The organism is Microbacterium sp. C7(2022), assembly GCF_028823665.1.
GTDB lineage: Bacteria > Actinomycetota > Actinomycetes > Actinomycetales > Microbacteriaceae > Microbacterium.
Genome location: NZ_JAPEHV010000003.1, coordinates 61,756 through 79,772 on the forward strand (window position 1 = coordinate 61,756; position 18,017 = coordinate 79,772).

The window sequence follows — 18,017 nt, forward strand, 5'->3', positions numbered from 1 at the left end:
GACGTCACCACCGCTGATACTTCTTCAAGATCGCGCGCTGGGCGATGAGCGCCTCATCGATCGTGACCTTGCCGTCGAACAGCGCGGCCCACGCGGCCGCGTAACCGCGCTCGGCCTGCTTGCGCAACGCCAACTCAGCCTGCGGTTCCTCACCTCGCCAAGCCCACTCGCCGACATACTCGCCGCTCATCGCGTGAAATCCGGGCGTGAACTCTTGGATCAACCCGATTCGATACTCGAACCCGCGATACGCCGCCAGGAACTCCTCCTGGTCAGGGATCAGATCCGTGAAGAAGCGACGGATCTCGCTCGTGAACAGGTGACTTGTCGGATAGACCCAGCCGTTCGTGCCGGCCCAGCGCGGCAGATTCTTCGCCCAATCGTCCGAGAACAGCCGCTGATAGTGAAGGACCTGAGCGGCAGGTGCCCGTTGCTCGAATCCGGCATGGGTCTGACCTTCCACTTCAGTCGCGACCGTGAGCAGCAGCCCCTCTCGGTTTCGTCGCGTCGCGGTGATCGAGATGACCGCGACGGCCACGAACGCCGGGATCAGCCGCACCGAGCGCAGCGCTTGGTTGTACTGGGGCGGGAACGTCGCGCCGGCATCGACCAGTCGCTGCACCACGTCGACCCACAGCCGGTCGTGCACCCCGTCGGAGTCATGCCACACCCCTTCGATTAGTAGCGGCGCGAGCTGATCCATCGACCGGACGTGAGCATCGATCGCGTCATCCACCACCTGCCAGGTGACTTCCGCTCCATGCACAGCGGTCACCGGCTGTGCGGCAATCGAGTCGACCACGGCATCGACGACGCCCATCACAAGGTCGTGGAGATCGATCCGCCTCACCGGGTCAGGAAGATACCGTTTGAGCCGGGCGACCGCCATCGCCGTGGTCAACGGCGGCGCCGACAACCGATCCAACGCCTCCAGACTCTCGACAAGCTCGCCGAACAGGTCATCAGCGCTCGATGCGGGAAGCACGATCCCGCGACGCCCTGTCAGCAACCGCTTCGCCGCCTCGCCACGACTGCTGCGCTGGTCCCAATACAGCGGATATCGTCGGGACGTCGACTGCTCCAACGCGCCGACCAGGGCGACGTCCCAGTCCGCCGACCAGCCTGACACGATCAGCCCGTACTCGTCGAACACCTGCTCCAGCAGCCCCGTCCACTCCGCGGGATAGTCTGACAGCTCTGACGGCGTGTTTCGGGTCCCCAGATCCCGGTAGTCACCATGCAGCTTGATAACCGTCGCGTTCGAATGCGCCAGCGGCGCCATCCCTTTGACCGCCTCCGGCCGGGAGATCACCTGGGGAGACACGCCCACCGCATCGAGGGCCTGTTCCATCAGTCGGTCGAAATTGGTCGTGACGATGACCTTCACCGACCCGCGGCGTACAAGCTCTGCGATCGCACGATGCGCCTTGCTCGGCTGCCGTCCCGGCGTCTCGTCATCCGAGCCCGGCTCGAAGAAGCCTGCGAGCAGCCCTTGCCGAGCCGCCGCAGAAGGAGCCAGCTGCTCCAACAACGACGAATAACCCAGCTCGCCCTCGCCGTTCTCACTCCACCACGACTCAGGGTCAGCTCTGGCGGCGGAAACGGCATCGGCATCATCTGGAGCGGAGGCGGCCGCGACTCGAGCGACGAGCTCGGTCACCACGCCCCAGCCGGTCAGCATGCCTGCGCCGGTCGAGACGCCGGAACCCAGCAACACTGCATAGACACCTGGCTGCGAGTGCATCGACGTCGCCAAAGAAACCAGTGGGGAGAATCCTTGACTCACAACCATGCGGCAAGCCTGGCACTACCCGCCGACACCCGGGCATCGCGCGTCGCGTCACCCCCCGGCCAGACCCATCAGTCGTTCTCCACAAGCACCGCCGCGTCGACCTGGAGGGCGACAATCGTAGACGAATGTCCGCGGCGCTGAATGGCGCAGCTGGGGTGGGCGAAACCCTCCCGTTGTATCCCATCAGTCGGAGAGCCCGAGTCGCTTCATGATCCAAGACTTCTTCTGTGGCAACAGTCCCGCGTCCCGCAGATCGGCAACAGTTCGCTTTGAGACCGAGGTCGACGCTTCAATCCACGGCTCCAGAATCCTTCTCATCCGTGACTTCTCCGATGAAGTCAGATGCGCTCGTACTGCGAGAAGGTTGCTCGCGGCCATCCCTGCGTCGATCTTGTTCATCGGCTTTGCGAGCTCGGCAGCGAGGTAAACGGACGCGCGAGCGGCGGCAGGACTCGACGGCAGGGTCCGGAAGGCGCCATTGGCGGTCGCTCGCCGCGGATGTGTCGACTCGCCAGCGACAGCTTCTACGAGCTCTTGGTAGAGGGCCGGATCGACTCCATTCGAGGCGACAGCTGTCAACACCTTGTCCGAGGATCCACGTGCCCTTAGCCATTTCCACGCGGCCGTGGCTTGGCTGCTGTCGACTCGGCCCGCCCACACCCGCCAATCACTCGCCCGCACTTCGTCGATGCCTGGAAGGGCATCGGCGACGCGGGCGATCTCGGCCAGGGGTGGGCCGGTTGTTATCCAGTGCCGAAGGTGGGTTCCGTTTCCCTCCGGGTCGTTGACCCGCTCGACTTCCGCTGACCCCAGCAGTTCTGGCGTTTTCCCCCGTTGAAGGAGTATGGAATGCGCCGCCAGGACGAGCCGTACCATGGCGGTCACGTCGTGGTCGGGCTCGAGGCGCATCCACTCCCTTCCCCTTAGGGCCAAAGCGTGGAGAAGGTCAACCGATTCGCTCGTCAGCTCCCGCTCGACTTCTCCCAGTTCGTTGAGATCCGCGGTGGACTCGGCGAACCCGCAGAGCAAATCGCTCGCGAGACTGACATCTCGCTCCGCATTCGGGCTCACACTTGCGAGCTGTCGCATTGCGCGCCGCGCCGCCAAGAGGAGACTTGTAGTACCGTCCACCCAGTCGCGGGCTGCAATGGCTTGCAGCGTAGGAGCCAGTTTGTCAGCGTCAATCTTGATTCGGTGACCGCGCACGATCTCAACGATGGCGTCCGCAGCAGTAACCACCACTGATCGAGACCCATCATCCGCTCCGTCCTCACCCAATCTCGAGTAGAGGGCCAAGAGGGCTGCTTCGACGTCGGTGTCATCCGCAGAAGAAGTCGAATCCAGCTGTTCCGCCCAACCCGCCGCACGGGCCGCCGGGCCCACCGCGATTGCCTTCAGGAGCAGGTCATTTGCGATGGTTCCATATCCACGGGAGCGTTCAGACAACACCGCCGAGTCATGCAGGTTGGCCGCCCAGTCGTCAATGAGGGAGAGGCGAAGCACGCGAAAGATCCAATCCCGCCCCACTCCGTCAGCAGACAGGTGGGGCAACTCATCCACGAGTTCCTGGAGCGCGTTCCGCTCGCGCTCGATCGCAACCTCCCGATCCGCTTCGGCCTTGGCATGAGCTGCGGCTGCCTCACGGCGGGCAGCGGCCGACGCCGCTGGTGCCGGTTCGGTCAGCGGCTTAGGTGCAATGAGCTCACCTAGCTGCTCAGCGAGCATGTTCGTCAACGACGACTCGTCGGCATCACGAGTCCGAATGTATGCACGAAGTGGGTCAGAGTCCTCGGCGAAGAGTCCCACAGCCTGCCCACCGAGGTACGCGCTCAGATGCGGATCGCTCCGACCGGCACTTGACGCGATCAGCGCACTGAGCACTTGCCCGCGGGAGTCAGGTGCAATATCCGCGATGGACTCGTAGAAGTCGTGAATGGCGTCACTCTCCCCGGCGAGCGCGAGCAGGCGAGCAACACCCTCGCGACTGCGGGCAGGCAACCGCGAGGTCGCGTCTGCCTGGCTCCCGGTGAGACTGAGCCAGTGCCCATGGACCGTGCGCGCTGTGGTAGCGAGCTGGGCAGCGTCCATCTCCTTGGCAAGCACACCGACGATCGCGATGTACCTCGTCTTCACCACCGAGATTTCTCCCTCGATGTGCTCGAGTAGGTAGGCGATTGCCTCTGTTGCATCGGTTCGGCTAATGCCCTCTAGAGCCTCAATAACATCGTCGAGTGGGAGATCGCCTGCGAGCACCATCGTGTTGTAGACGCGAACGTCCTCAAAGGCGAGCAGATGGTCGCCGGAATGCATTAGCACGAGATCTGCGCGCGGAATCTGGCAATGCATCTCATTCAGAGTCCTCAAAAACCGCTTGAGGTTTGAGTGCAGCTGGTCAGCGACTCCTTGCGCGGCGCGCGGTGCACCCGCTTGCACGAGATCGCTTGTCTCCGTCGCGGAATCTGTTCCGACGATCTCGTCTAGAACAACAGCACCGTCGTCTTGAACGTACTGGCTGTACATCGTTCGTAGATCCGCACGCTCTGGCTCCGTGCTGGCCGCTAGCGCCGGGAGCAGCCCTGGCTCCCGTTCATTGTCCGCCGCGAGGCGAGGGAATTCGGTCTGAATAACGGTGAGCGCGGCGATCTCTTCCGCACGCGCAACCCAATCAAACCCCAGGCTCTCGAATACTCGAACGTTTATCGCAAAGTCATTCAAGAGAATCTTTGTTCGGCGAGGGCTCGTAACGTGAACAGGGGAGAGAATTGCGATCACGCGAGCGCGGATCTCTGCAGGGAGACCGGCCCACACCCCTTGGCTTCGTCCGTCAACGAGCGAAGCCGCGTACTTGCGGAAGGTGTGTGGAGGCTGGGGCGGGAGCGACACTTGGAATTGAAAGATCTTGTCCAGGTACTCGCCGGCAGTGCTGTAGTAAGGCCGCTCTGGGCGCGAGGGCACCGCACGATCCTGCTCCAGATGGCGTTTGATCGTCAGGGCAACTGCGTCTCGATCGAAGGCGACTACAAACACGCACTTGGCATGCCCGAGGAAAGTGCGAAGACCTTCGAGAGTCCTCATCACGTCGTCCGATGAGCATCGGTCGAGTTCGTCGACGAAGATGACGAACTTCTTCCCCCTACCACCCGCCCTCGGTGGGCGCTGAAGGATCTCGTTGAAGATCCGGCTGAACTGCGCGACGTGGCTGGGCCTGGACTCTTCGACTGTGACCTTCGACAGCTCCATGATCATCATCACCACGGCGACCAACAGCGCGCTCCCGGCAACGAATCCGAACCAAGTCGTGGTCTTCGCAAGCGCCTGCTGGAACCAGGTTGTCCCTGCAGATGGATCGAACACGATCGACGTCCACACGAGCGGTGGAACGAGAAAGACAAGCAACGCCAGCAGGACCGCCCCGATCCACCATCTCGTGCTCCGTACCCGATCACCAAGACCGAACGGGAGGCGTACGCTCCGTTGTGTCGTGAATAGCTTGATATCTGACGTGCCCTCCTTCCCGGAAAGTTGGAGGCTGATCTCGCTCAAGAAGTTCGCCTGGAATCCTTGCCCAGCGTTCTTCCATGCATCAAAGTGAAGCACCTCGACAGTCGGATCGAACTGCCGAAGCTCCTGTTGCATGAGACCGTAGAAGCTACTCTTGCCCGATCCCCATGGACCGAAGAGCGCAACGTTACTGTGCCCCGCAGACACCGAGACGAGCTCCGCAACGCGTCGCGCCACGACCCGATGGTTGAGCGAGTCATGCTCGGCTGTGATCTCGCCACCTGCGATGACGGCAAGCGGTTCATCGCGGACCAGATCCTCTATCCCTAGGCGCGTCTCGGCTACCATGTGTCCCCCTAACCAAGGCGTCGATGCGAGGCTGCCCACAACCCCCACAACTGGTTCAGCCGTCCAAGGCCGTGGTCTCGAGGGTAGCGACCGCCCTGGACGTCGCGTTATCGGCGCGCGGCGGGCCGGATGGCGCTGCGCAACCGCGAATCTCAGGACAGTTGCTGGCGCACCCCAGGTCAAGCGCGCGGCGGGTTGTGGCGGGGTACGAGGCGGAGGTCCAGGTCCTCGATGTCGCCCCCACCCACGTGGCACAGAACGTGGCAGTCGAGGCTACGACGATCGAGCAGCAACTCTCGGATGTCCGCGCCCTCGCTCCGACTCTCGTGAAGGGCCGCGCGTTCAGCGCCCCCGGGGGCGACGCACTTCAAGCTGGCAGCGATTCCAACGCCGACTTGGTCGCGCGATCGTGTGACGACCGATCGGGGGTACTTACCTACGCCACAGGATCCCCGTCATCCGTACTTGAGGACGAACTCTTCGCGCGCGCCGCGCGGCTCATCGATTAGACCAGTCGCGGCGTTCGGCATCTAGCAACTCACGGATGCTCGGGACATGAATCCCAGCTTCCTTTGGTCGCCGCGCACGCCGGCTCTGATGCTAAGCGGCAAACGCTGCATAGATGACGCAACCGACACCAACAAACACGGAGATCACAGCGCTCCAGAACTGGGCGTGATCCAACCCACACCCGAGACCAGCACGCCGTAGACGGCGACCGGGAGGATGGACCACCATCGCGGCCCATCTTCGAGCATTGACTGCGACCTAAGGCCCCTTTCGGACCGAGCCTCAGCCGGGCGTCGCCCGCTTGGGTCCCGTCAGCGCGCAGCGCCCGTATGGGGATGGGGTGCGGGCTCGATGCCGTCCAGTCGTCAGGCAGTCGCGCCGACTCGGTCACCTTCGGTACGCACGACGTTCACTCCCTCGCTCGCCACGAGCGCAACGGCAGCGCGGCGCGCACGTGCCTCAAGGATCCGGACGTGTGCCAGCCGGACAAGGCTCACCGGGCCGACGACCGCGAACTTGAACGCGTTCCACAGGCAGACAAGCGCGAGCAGGTAGAGCCACTTCGGCGCATCCTGGTCCGGGAGGCTGATGAACACGACGGCACCGAACACGTGGGCCGGAACGAGCAGCATCGCCGGCACGCCCCACTTGAGCCCGCGGCGAGTCATGATCGCGGCGATCAGGATGTTCGTCGGCATCGTGCGACGAAGGAATGTGTGGATGCGCGCGCTGAGGCTCCAGATGAGTCCGAACATGCGGCTGCCCTCCGTTGGTTCAGCAACGAGAACATGAAGGGACTGGCCGGAGCCGATGTCGTGCCGCCGCACCGAGCGGTGGCGCAGATGAGGTTGCTACTGCACAGACTAGGACGGTACGCGGACACTCGGTAGGCCCTCATCGAGAGAGCGCAGTTCCTCGGTGTTGCGCCGGACGCCGCGGTGGAGTCTGCTCGGCTGCGCGTCCAGCCCGACGAGCAGCGTCGATGGCTGCGCGCGCGGCTGCGGCATCCCGTCGCTGAATGTCGGTCTCGGGCTCTGGACCGATCGCGTCACGGCTGCGGACGTCGTACCGATCGCGGTAGGCCGCGACGATGGTCACTGCGCGTAGCCATGCTGTCTCGGTCGCGGCAGACGACGCTGGGCCAAGCTCCCGAAGCCATTGGTCGCCTCGCTCGCGCGCCCGATCAACGAGAGCCATAACGCGCGCATCCATCAGCTCGCGGCGCTCGTCGAGCGCATGACGCATCTCGTCGGGCATCGGCCCCAGCGCCTCGGGAACGAGCCCGACGATGTGGCGAGGCATTCGCCGCCCCAGACTCTGCCGACGGCCTTCGGATGCCCGAGCAACCCGCGCCGCGAGGACAGCCGCGGCGTCCTGAGCGTCGCCGAGCCCGCGAGAGCGCGCGACCGCGGGGAGCAACGCGTCGACGTTCGCTCCCCCGGCCTCGGCTCGCCGCAGTTCGACGCTTAGGTGTCCGAACGCGTCCGAATCGATCACGGCCGCCGCCTGCTCGGTGGACAGGCCTGAAGTTTCGATCATCGCCACCCATCTCGGGCGTTGCGCGGCCGCCGCGATGGTCTCGTACTCGGCCGCGAGCTGGGCGATCGAACCCCACTGGTCCTGTTCCGCACCCATGCGCTCGTGTGCCGAGAGCTCAGCCCCGACATGCTGCAGAACTCCTCGAAGTACGCTGCGCGCGGTGGCGCGGGCGTCTTCGCCGGGGTGCGGCTCGACGTGCTCGAGATCCGGTCGGTCGGTCGAGACGTAGGCGGTGTTGGCCTCGCGTCCGCGCGTCATCGAGACATAGAGGTTCTCGCGAGTCGTACCCGATTGCACAAGCGTGTGGGCGGTGTCGGTGGTGACGCCCTGCGCGCGGTGAGCGGTGATCGCGTAACCCAGGTCGAGGTTCTCGCCGACGTAGTCCGCGGGCAGGACCACGGACCAGGTCCGCTTCACCCCCGCGCGTCGCACCCGCACCGAGCCGCTGGCAAGCACCTCATCGACCACCCAACGGTCACCGTTGCGCACCCAGGAACGACCAGTGCGGAGTCCCCGGTCGTTCAGCCGCGTGATCACGATGTCCCCGCGTGCAGCACGAGATCCGTCCCGCAGTTCGACTTCGTTCGCGCCGGTCACCTCACCGGCGAGGATGCGGTCGGCGCGAGCGCGAGCGTTGAGCGTAGCGATCGCGTCGTTCGAGTCGCTGATCAGAATGCTGGACTTTCCGGCCCGCATGTCGTGACGCCAGGCTGCGTAGGCGTCGTCGATCATCGCTTCGACCGATCCTTCTCGGATTCGGTCGTGCTCCGCGTACGTCTCGACCACGTCGACATCGCCATCGCGTAGCTGGATGCTCGCGCGCTTCTCCCAGTCATGCCGGAATCGGTGGACATCCGAGAGGTGCGCCACGTCGTCCCTGTCGTGGACAAGGAGCGCGAACGCGCCGCCTGCGTCGACTGCCTGAAGCTGAGCGTGGTCGCCGACGAGAAGCACCTTGGCGCCAGCATCCACCGCAAGTCCTGTGATGCGATCGAGCGAGAGCGTGCCGGCGAGCGAAGCCTCGTCGATGATCACGAGTTGTCCCGCGCGGAAGGTCTCGCCGCGGCTGAGGTGGTTCTGCCACCACTTCGCGGTGTTCTCGGTGGGGATGCCGATGTCGGCCGCAAGCACGTGCGCGGCGGCGGCTGACGGTGCCAGTCCGACGACAGAGCCCGTACCGTGAGTCGCCTCCCATGCCTTGCGTAGTGCGAGCATCGCGGTCGTTTTTCCGGATCCGGCAGGCCCGACCAGCACGTCGAGCGCGCGGCCCGAGGTGAGCACCGTCGCGAGCGCGGCCACCTGAGCGGCGCTCAGCGTGACTCCCGCAGCACGGCGCCGAAGAACGTGCGGATCCACGCGCGGTGCAAGACGATTGCGCGATCGCGCGAGCAGGCGTGCCTCAGCATCCATGAGCGCATGCCCGGTGAACACAGCACCAGCGCGAGGGCGGAAGACGGAGCTGGCGTCTGCCCGCTGGAACTCGAGAGGGCTGCTCGCGAGCTCTGGAGGGGTGAGACGCAGCGATGCACGCTCGGCTGCGTCTGCAACCATCCCGGTGATGGCTTCGCGATCGGATGCCGCGGCGAAGCGGTACTGCATGGTCTGACGCGCCGCCTCAGCAACAAGGTTCCATCGACGCCAGGTGGTGCGCTTCTCAGCGACGGCGTCGACCACCGATCGTCCGAGTGACTCCATAACCTCGAGCGGAACATCCTCTGCCCGCATCACCGTTTGCCGATCACCCTGTGCGACTGAACGTGCCCAGAATGCGGCATCCTGGTCGAGAATCTGGCTGGCACGGTCCCTCCACGCCGCGGTGAGCTCCGCAAGCGACCGCGCCGTCTTCTCGGGCCGAGTCGAGAGTGTCGCCTGTGCACGCAGCTTCATGATCGTCACCGGCTCGGGACGACGGCCGTGTCGGTGGACGAACTGCGCAATGAGTGCGTCCGTCGCGACATCGATGTCGCGCGCCCTCGACGAGAACTCGCGAACCAGGGTCTCCGGAACCCCGCCCACCGCCCACGCGACGCTGCGATCGCGGCCGCGCTGACGTGGCTCCCATGCAACGCCGAGTCGACGGGTCAGCTCGTCCGCGAAGAGCGCCTCGTGCAGTTCCGACAACGCAACGACCGCGGCGTGCAGCGGCCTCCCGTCGAGCGAGCGCCACTTGCCGTCGAGCAGCGTCTGCACCTTGTTGCTGATTACGACATGCGTGTGCAGGTGCGGGTCGCCCGCACGACTGTCGAAATGGTCGAACGCCGTGGCGATGATGCCCGCGACCCCGACCTGTGCAACGGCGCCGTCGCGCCCCGTCGCCCCGATACGCGTGGCGGCAACTTCCCGTTCGAGATACGCAACGGCGTGAGCGACTGCCGCGTGATGGGCGTCGACGATGTGCTCCTGAATGCTCGCGTCTGCAACACCCCAGAGCACGCTCGCAGACTTCGGGATAGAGAAGGTGAAGTCGAACCCTGCGACAGCACGACGCCGGGATGCCGCATCCTCGGTCGGCGCGTACTGCGGGTAAGCGCGGCCCAGCGGTTCACCGCTGATCGGGTCGCGGCCCATTCCGATGAGAAGCTGCAACTGACGTTCACTGACTTCGTCGCCGGTATGGATGCTGCCACCCAGGCTTGTGAGACCGCCTCCCATCCAGCGCCCGGGCGGGGTTCCTTCGGCGGAGTAGTACCGAGTCAGCGGCGTCGAGAGCGAGCGATCACCGTCGCCCGCGGCGACAGTGCGAAGAAGATACTTGTAGCCGTCGCCAGCGCTCATCACCCGCATCGAGACCGTCACCGCCGCACCTCCTCCGTTCAGGAGGGAGGTGCGCGCGCCTCTACTGCAAGAGGCGTGATCCTCGTGTCGGTGGCCTCTGCGACGATCGGCGCATGAGTGAGGTTCGCGTGTCGACGAGGCCGGCAAACGTGGTCGGCTGGGTACTGGCGGTGATCACAATGTTCGTGGTGATCGGGTGGGCCGTCTGGGCTGCGGGAGTCCACGAGGCAGGTACGGCGATCATGCTGATCTCGTTCGCTGTCGCCGTCACGGGGTTTGCGGCTCTCGGTGTGACGATCGCGGCCGGGCTTCCGCGCCCCACACCGTTCGCCGAACGAAGCCTGCTCACCGCGCGATTGGCATGGATCGGTCGCACCTTGTGGGCGGCAGCCCTGATCGCAGTTGGAGGGTACTTCGGCGCGATCATCGCTGCCGACCTCGCGAATCCGAGCCTGAACACCCCTGACCGTGTCAGAAGCTACTTCGTCTTCATTGTTGTGATGCTCCTCGTCCTAGCGGCGTGGGGCATCGTCCTGCCGATCGCGATCGTGACTGGCATCGACATCATTCGCGCCGGTCCCGACCGTCGACGCGCCGCGATGCGCGGCGTGCTCTCGGAGCGCACGCTGAGCGATGCCTGGGTCGATCACCTCACGCACGATGCATACGCGTGGGCAACACTCGCGGCCCTTGTGCTCCTGGTCCCCCTGGCGGCTGCAGTGTTCTGGGGAACGGCCACAAGCGGGCTCTGGAGTTGACGCGCTTCGGTCCAAGGCAGTCCGCCGAGGTCCCTATGCGTCACGTCGCTCTACTCTTGAAGTGATGATCGTTGATCTCGCAGCCCACGCTCGAACACTGGCGGAGCGCCAGCTCGTTGAGGTGCCGCGGCGCTGGGCCCACGTGCAGGGCGTCGCCGCGACGGCGGCCGAGATCGCGTCGGCCCTCAACACCGATCATGCCGACGACATCGTCGCCGCGGCTTGGCTGCACGACGTCGGCTACGCGCCTGACCTCGCGAAGACCGGATTCCACCCCGTCGACGGCGCCCGCTTCGCGCGCGACCAAGGCATGCCTGACCTCGTGGTGCGGCTCATCGCGTTCCACACGGGCGCGGAGTTCGAAGCGCGCCAGCGCGGCCTGCTCGCCGAGCTCGAGGAGTTCACTCCCCCGCCGAGCGAAATCCTCGATGTCGTGACATTCGCCGACATGACGACGTCACCGACCGGTGAACCGATCGCTGCTACCGACCGCGTCGCCGAGATCCTCACCCGGTACGAGCCGAACACTCCCGTCTACGATGCGGTGTCCGCATCGGCGCCGGAGCTGCTCGCCGCCGTTGACCGTGTCAACGCAAGGCTCGCCCGAGTCGGCGTTCACCCGAGGTAGGGCTCGCTCCGTCCTTCGAGGAAGTGGTCGATTCGCAGCTTCATCGAGGGATGCATCGGCAGCTCCACAATCGCGGCGGGTGAGACCCACGCGATGTCGGTCGACTCGCTGTCGAACGTGAGCTCACCGCCGAGCAGTCGGGTTCGGTAGCAGAGCGAGAACTGCTGGCGCACTTCCCCGTCGTCGTACTTCATGACGTGGCGCGGGTTCGTGTAGACGCCGACGAGACCGGTGATCTCGACATCCAGGCCGGTCTCCTCCTTGACCTCGCGGATTGCGCAGTCCTCGATCGACTCCCCCAGCTCCATGCCACCGCCGGGCAGTGCCCAGAGTCCGTTGTCCTTCCGATGCACCAGAGCGATGCGTCCGTCGTCGTCGAGCACCACGCTCGTCGTTGACGGGACGACGCTGTTCGGAAACGGTGCCTCGGGGTCGTTGTAGTAGTCGATGCGTGCCATGAATCTGCCTTTCGCGATCAGCGGGTCGGATAGTGCGCGGGGTGCGCACCGACCCAGATCTGTTCGAACGAGTTCGTGTAGCTCTCCCACACCTCGGGGTCGAGGTCGCGCGGGATCTCGATGACCGGGTTGTCTCCGGCCGGCGAGCCGAGGATGTGGTGGTTGGCGTAGAGCGTGTCGTCGATGAAGAACATCGAGACGTAAAGCGGGGTCGAGTGGGTGCGGATCTGGACGCCCTCAAGATCGTGGATCGGGGCGAGACGCGACAGGGTGAGTCTGCAGCGTCCGGCGAGCGAGTCGCCGATGCCCTCTTCGAGCCCTCGCTGGTGCACGGCCGATGACCCTGGGTCGCCGACGGCGATGCGCACCTGAACACCGCGGGATGCAGCATCCCGCACCAGTCGCAGGAAGCCGTGGACGTTGTCGAACAGGAATGTTCCGCCGTAGACACAGATGTCGATACGGGATGCCGCGGCGGCGAGCGCATCGCGCCAGACGTCGACCGGAACCTGCGCGCGCGACGGGAACAACCGGACCGTCAGCGCACCGTTCAATGATGCTCCGGCGCCGGCGCGCGGCCAGAGATCGTCTGGCTCGCATTCCAGTACCGCGGCGATGGCCTCGGCCACGCGCAACTGAGGTGTCGTCTCGCCGTTGAGCGCTCGCTGGATGGTGCGTTCGTCGCAGCCGGCGCGCGCGGCCAGGTCGCGGATGTTGATGTGGCGCTGCTGCATCTGCTCAGCGAGGCGCTTGCCACTGTCGGTTCCGGTCGGTCGTTGCCCTGCACTCATCGGCACCCTCGCGTCAGATCTCGTCATCCCACTCTGACTCATTCTGACCCGCATCTGGCCTGTTTCTGGAGCATTTGGCCCTGTCGACTCGGCGTCATGTTCATCGGCTTCGCAGATCTCGCCTCCCGTTTCGGATGCGGCGGCGCACCTGATCTGCGAGGGCGGACAACGAATGAGGTGACGACATGACCGACGAGCAGCGGGCCGGCTCCAACGCGGAGGAGAAGCTGCGCGAGGTGCACGAGCGCTTGGCGCGCGCAGTCGAGGAACTGACGTCGGGCGACGAGTGGAGGCGCGCGCTCGAGTTCGCTGCCCGGTTCCGGACGAGATCCTTTGGGAACTGTCTTCTGATCTGGGCACAGCATTCCGCGGCCTATGAGCAAGGCCTCGTTCCGGAGCCGCTGCCGACCTTCGTCGCCGGTTTCCGACAGTGGCAGCAGCTCGGACACCAGGTACTCAAAGGGCAGCGCGGCTATGCGATCCTCGCCCCGATCACTGGCAACTTCGCCACCAAGACGCCGAACGACCCCATGTCATGGCGTCGACTTCGCCGTGGCGAGCGCCCTGGGGCGGGCGAGGTCGTACGTTCGCGGCTCATCGGCGTGAAGCCCGCGCACGTTTGGGACATCTCGCAAACGTCAGGTCCTCCCGCTCCGAGGCGGCAGCTTCCCGAGTTGTTGAAGGGTGAAGCGCCCGATGGACTCTGGAACGAACTCGCGCGGCTGGTCGAGAGCGACGGCTTCACCCTCTCGAGCGTCGCCGATTCAACAGAGATCGGCGGCGCGAACGGTCGTACTGACTTCCTCGCGCGCACCGTCGTCGTTCGCGCCGACATGGATGCCGCGGCCCGCGTCCGGACCCTCACGCATGAGCTCGCCCACATCCGGCTTCATGGCCCCGATCACGAAGCGATCAGTCATCGTGGCATCGGCGAGGTCGAGGCCGAGTCTGTCGCTCTCATGGTCGGAGCCGCGCACGGCATGGACACGAGCATCTACACGATTCCGTACGTCGCGTCGTGGGCGTCGACCGTGAACGGCAAGACCGTCGCTGAGGTCGTTCAGGACACCGGTGAGCGCGTGCGGAGGGCAGCAGTCGAGATCCTCGACGCTCTCACGACGACGAAGGCAGATCTGGGCCACCCGTCTGTGCAGCTCGAGCGCGGCGCACCCGACGCGCACTTCAGGCGCCCCGCCGACCGCCCTGTCGGCCGCGAAGCCGCGGGGAGGCCGACATGGTCCCGGTAGCGGACTTGCTGTTTACGACGGCGCGGATGTCGCGACCAGAGGCCGCACTCGCGTTCGCGCTGGCCGACGTCCCCGTGTTCCCGTGTGTTCCCGGCGGCAAGCGTCCGCTCACGCGCAACGGGTTCCACGACGCGTCGATTCTCGGCCACGTCGTTCACGGCTGGTGGCGGCGCTGGCCCGAGGCGAACATCGGCATGCCGACCGGCCGTCAGTCGGGTGTCGACGTCGTCGACGTCGACACGAAGGCATCCGGCTCTGGCTACGCGACATTCCAACGTGCGATCGATGACGGTGTCGCCGCTGGCGAGTTCGCTCGCGTGCGCACTCCGTCGGGCGGGATGCACGTCTACTACGTCAACACGGACATCGAGAGCCCCTGCTGGGTGTCGACGCGCGCGCACATCGACTTCCGCGGCGAAGGGGGCTACGTCCTCATCCCCCCGTCAGCGGTGGCGACAGACGACGGAGTCACGAGCTATCGGACCTTCTCGCTATCGACGGACCGCCAGCAGCGTCTCGACTCGACGGCCCTGCGGGGCTTCGTAGACCCCCGACCTGCCACGCCGTACTACACCGCCCAGGCGGACCGCGGGAACGCGGACGCTCTGGCTGTCTGGGTTTCGCGCCTGCGGGAGGGAGAACGCAATCGCGGTCTCTTCTGGGCCGCGTGTCGGCTTTTCGACGCCGGCGTGGAGTTCCCCGAAGCGATGAGCGCGCTCGCGCCAGCCGCCGAGGAGATCGGGCTCGACAGGCGCGAGATCAATGCCACGGTCAAGTCAGCCTGGCGACGCAGCGGCTATGACGCGACGATCCGCAAGTACGCGCCACCACTCCCACCGCCGCTTCCTCCGCTCCCACGGCAGCAGCCCGGCCACGGCAGGAGCCTGTCATGATCCGCCGGCCTGTCGATGGCATTCGGCTTGCGACCCTGACGGCGATTGCAGGAACCGTGTTCATCGCGGCGGGCGCCTTCTGGCTCTCGTTCACCTCACTTGCGGACCTTGCCCAGCGCTCGGGGCTCAGCCCCGAGCAGGCCTGGGCATGGCCGCTCATCGTCGACGGAATCATCGTCGTCGCCACCGTCGCGGCCGTCGTCCTCACCGGATCGCGAGGCGTCTGGTACCCGTGGGTCCTGCTCTTCGCGGGCGCATCGGTCTCGGTCGTCGCCAACGCGATTCACGCGATCCTCGCCGCCGACAGCGACGTCCCCGCTGCGCTCGCCGCGTCGGTCGCCGCGGTCCCGCCCCTCGTGCTCCTCGCGATCACGCACCTGACGTCGATCCTCATGCGGCGCCCCGGCCCCGCGATCGACTCGTCGTCCGTCGACGAAGAGCGCTCGCTCCTGACTGCCACCTCGGCGCGGCACCACGACGCGCAGATCCTCCGCGCGTCCGGTCTGTCCAACAGAGCGATCAGTAGACGTCTCGGGGTCCACCCCTCCACGGTCGGCCGCTGGCTGCGGACCACCGGTTCCACTCCCCCGCACGCACTCGAACAGGGAGGCCAGAGCAATGCGTGATGACATCGAACGCCTGACTGAGCCGGACGTCGAAGCGATACCGCCCCGACCCCACCTCGCGAGTCCCAGCACACGATTCGACGCTTCCGCGACGATCGGTTCCGGCGCTCCGGTCGACGCGGCCGAGCGCCATCGGATCGCATGGGTCCGCATCTCGGATCTCGTCAACTCTTCGAGCGGGCGCCTCATCGGGCGTGGACTCGACCTCCAGTCCGAGCTTAGGCGTCGGCTCTCCTCGTCACCCCAACCGGACGGTCAACGCCGTCGGCTCGCGCCGCTCAGCGCGTTCGGCGTCCGCACCTCGCCAACCACTGCCCGCACGCTCGAACGGAGTTGATCACGATGACCACGAACGCAATCGACTTTCGCGCTTCAGAGGGGCTGCGAGCGCTACTCGAACGGATGCACCGCGCCGACGGCCGCGCGTGGTCGAGCGATCCCGAAGCGGCAGACCTCATGCGGTACGCCGCCACTCGCTTCGCGGCGCTCGCCCGCAAGCACGGCCTCGACCCCTGGGAGGCGGCTGCGGCTGCCTTCGATGCCATGCGGGCACCGTGGGTACGGCGCGCGGAAGACCCCTGGGCGGTCGTGACCCGAGCGGTCCAGGTGACCTGCATCGCCGAAGAACGCGCACGCGGGCTGCTCTGCTCTGTGCACCAAGCACGCCGTACTCGCTACGCCGGCTTCCACGATGTCGAGCGATTCAGTGACCGCGAGAACCCGCTCACCGAGTACCACGCGGCGCTCTCGACATCGCCGGACTCAGACCCGCGATCCGCCGAGCTGCCGGACGTCACCGCTGCCGTCGATGACGCAGTGGCCGTGTTCGAACTCCTCGGGTGGCCCGCAGACCACGCGCGATCGAGCGTCGACTACGTCTGCACACGGCTCGGGGATGCCGCGTCCCGGCCGGCCGCGTATGACCTGCTGCGTCGCGACAAGGCCGCGCGAGTCGTCCTCGACCTCCCGGGCTACGCGTGGCGAACGATGCTCACTGTCCTTCTGGGAGTGCCGGATCCCGCGCAGCGGCAGACGGCGGCTGGCCGCGGCATCCTGGTGCGTCTCCTCATCGGTGAGACGATCGACTCACTTCTTGACGACGACCGGCTCGTCACCCGCATTCAGAAGAATCTCCCGGCGGTGCAGCGATGAGTTCCGCCCCGGGTGTCGAACTCGAGCGCTCGATCGATTCCATCCAGATCGGCGCCCGGCACCGCACCGACCTCGGCGATCTCGAGTCGCTCGCGGAGTCGATCCGGCAGCACGGCCTTCTTCAGCCGATCACGGTCACCCCCGAGGGCCTGCTCGTCTGCGGCAGACGGCGGCTTGAGGCGCTCCGCCTGCTCGGGATGCGCAAGGTGAATGTGTGGGTGCGCGCGGGGATCTCCGGCCGACTCACGGAGCTCCTCGCCGAGCAGGACGAGAACACCCTCCACAAGGGGCTCACGCTGACGGAAACGGCCACGCTGTATGCCGAGTGCAAGAAGCTCCTCTCAGAAGACGCGTCGCGCCGGCAAAAGGCATCCCGATTCGGATCGCCGTCAACGCCAGGAATGGACGGTGCCGTTACCGTAACGGCACCGCAAACGACCCCTGCTGGAGATGCCCGCGTCCAGGCTGCCGTGATAACCACCGGCAAGCAGGCGCGTCAACTCGATTCAGCAGGTGGCAGCCGATGAGTCGGTGGACCCAGAGATCAGGGCACGCGCCGACACGACGCTCGCTGCGGTCGACGCAGGTGCCAGCGTGCGCCCCGCGTTCGAAGCGATCACCGGCGAGCTCGCCGCCGCCGACCTCGATGCGATGGCGCGGGCGCCTGATCAGTCCCCCGAACTGCGGGAGGCAGCCGAGACCGCCGCTGCGCGACTCCGCGCCGGCGAGGAGCCCTCCACCGGCGAGAAGCCCGAGATAGTGGCGCGGAAGGCGCTCGCGCGAGCCCGCTCCGACGCCGACAACAAAGCACGGGATGCTGCCGCCCAAGTGCGCCGATTCGCCTTCACCTGGAACGACCTGCGTGAGTGGTGGTCGGGCTACGACCCCGCCGTACTCGCCGAAGGCACGACGGCCGAGGACTGGGCGGCGTTCGAGGCAACCCTCGAGGGCAGCCTCGCATTCGCTGAGGAGATCAGACGCCGGCGCGGGGAGACGTAG

At 66.0% G+C, this 18,017-nt stretch carries 16 protein-coding genes; 10 read left to right on the top strand and 6 right to left on the bottom strand.

Annotated features, from left to right (window positions below):
- Nucleotides 1-4 precede the first annotated feature (4 nt).
- Complete coding sequence (locus ON062_RS04520; RefSeq protein ID WP_274645950.1) at nt 5-1,792, bottom strand: SIR2 family protein; 1,788 nt, start codon at nt 1,790-1,792, stop codon at nt 5-7.
- 183 nt (nt 1,793-1,975) lie between these two features.
- Nucleotides 1,976-5,641, bottom strand: coding sequence for a P-loop NTPase fold protein (locus ON062_RS04525; RefSeq protein WP_274645951.1), 3,666 nt, complete (start codon nt 5,639-5,641; stop codon nt 1,976-1,978).
- Between the two features lie 197 nt (nt 5,642-5,838).
- On the opposite strand from ON062_RS04525, the gene ON062_RS04530 reads away from it, so the two are divergent.
- Nucleotides 5,839-6,150, top strand: coding sequence for a hypothetical protein (locus ON062_RS04530; protein WP_274645952.1), 312 nt, complete (start codon nt 5,839-5,841; stop codon nt 6,148-6,150).
- A gap of 366 nt (nt 6,151-6,516) precedes the next feature.
- Here ON062_RS04530 and ON062_RS04535 read toward each other — a convergent pair whose 3' ends face one another.
- Nucleotides 6,517-6,906, bottom strand: coding sequence for a sulfate permease (locus ON062_RS04535; protein ID WP_274645953.1), 390 nt, complete (start codon nt 6,904-6,906; stop codon nt 6,517-6,519).
- Between the two features lie 139 nt (nt 6,907-7,045).
- On the bottom strand, nt 7,046-10,474 hold the full coding sequence (mobF, locus tag ON062_RS04540) for a MobF family relaxase (protein WP_274646269.1): 3,429 nt from the start codon (nt 10,472-10,474) through the stop codon (nt 7,046-7,048).
- A gap of 104 nt (nt 10,475-10,578) precedes the next feature.
- Here mobF and ON062_RS04545 point away from each other — a divergent pair, with 104 nt between their 5' ends.
- Nucleotides 10,579-11,223 (top strand): hypothetical protein, encoded by a 645-nt coding sequence (locus tag ON062_RS04545; RefSeq protein WP_274645954.1) that lies wholly within the window; start codon nt 10,579-10,581, stop codon nt 11,221-11,223.
- Between the two features lie 64 nt (nt 11,224-11,287).
- Complete coding sequence (locus ON062_RS04550) at nt 11,288-11,851, top strand: HD domain-containing protein (RefSeq protein ID WP_274645955.1); 564 nt, start codon at nt 11,288-11,290, stop codon at nt 11,849-11,851.
- Here the strand turns inward: ON062_RS04550 and ON062_RS04555 are convergent.
- Complete coding sequence (locus ON062_RS04555) at nt 11,839-12,309, bottom strand: NUDIX hydrolase (RefSeq protein ID WP_274645956.1); 471 nt, start codon at nt 12,307-12,309, stop codon at nt 11,839-11,841. The genes ON062_RS04550 and ON062_RS04555 overlap by 13 nt on opposite strands.
- A gap of 17 nt (nt 12,310-12,326) precedes the next feature.
- Nucleotides 12,327-13,100, bottom strand: coding sequence for a helix-turn-helix domain-containing protein (locus ON062_RS04560; protein WP_274645957.1), 774 nt, complete (start codon nt 13,098-13,100; stop codon nt 12,327-12,329).
- Between the two features lie 185 nt (nt 13,101-13,285).
- Here ON062_RS04560 and ON062_RS04565 point away from each other — a divergent pair, with 185 nt between their 5' ends.
- Genes ON062_RS04565 through ON062_RS04595 form a run of 7 tightly spaced genes read left to right on the top strand, consistent with a single transcriptional unit; the run spans nt 13,286 to nt 18,017 of the window.
- Nucleotides 13,286-14,347: an ArdC family protein gene (locus ON062_RS04565; RefSeq protein ID WP_274645958.1), complete on the top strand. Its 1,062-nt coding sequence runs from the start codon at nt 13,286-13,288 to the stop codon at nt 14,345-14,347.
- 26 nt (nt 14,348-14,373) lie between these two features.
- Nucleotides 14,374-15,240, top strand: a complete 867-nt coding sequence (locus ON062_RS04570; protein WP_274645959.1) for a bifunctional DNA primase/polymerase — start codon at nt 14,374-14,376, stop codon at nt 15,238-15,240.
- Nucleotides 15,237-15,866, top strand: a complete 630-nt coding sequence (locus ON062_RS04575; protein ID WP_274645960.1) for a DUF2637 domain-containing protein — start codon at nt 15,237-15,239, stop codon at nt 15,864-15,866. Before ON062_RS04570 ends, ON062_RS04575 begins: the two co-directional genes overlap by 4 nt.
- Entirely contained in the window at nt 15,859-16,203 is a 345-nt protein-coding gene (locus tag ON062_RS04580) for a hypothetical protein (protein ID WP_274645961.1), read from the top strand. Before ON062_RS04575 ends, ON062_RS04580 begins: the two co-directional genes overlap by 8 nt.
- Before the next feature lie 5 nt (nt 16,204-16,208).
- Nucleotides 16,209-17,018 carry a hypothetical protein gene (locus ON062_RS04585; RefSeq protein ID WP_274645962.1) on the top strand — a complete coding sequence of 270 codons (810 nt, stop codon included), beginning with the start codon at nt 16,209-16,211 and terminating at the stop codon, nt 17,016-17,018.
- Nucleotides 17,015-17,545: a ParB N-terminal domain-containing protein gene (locus tag ON062_RS04590; protein WP_274645963.1), complete on the top strand. Its 531-nt coding sequence runs from the start codon at nt 17,015-17,017 to the stop codon at nt 17,543-17,545. The genes ON062_RS04585 and ON062_RS04590 overlap by 4 nt, the downstream gene beginning before the upstream one ends.
- A complete protein-coding gene (locus ON062_RS04595) occupies nt 17,532-18,017 on the top strand; it encodes a hypothetical protein (RefSeq protein ID WP_274645964.1) in 486 nt (161 codons plus the stop codon). The genes ON062_RS04590 and ON062_RS04595 overlap by 14 nt, the downstream gene beginning before the upstream one ends.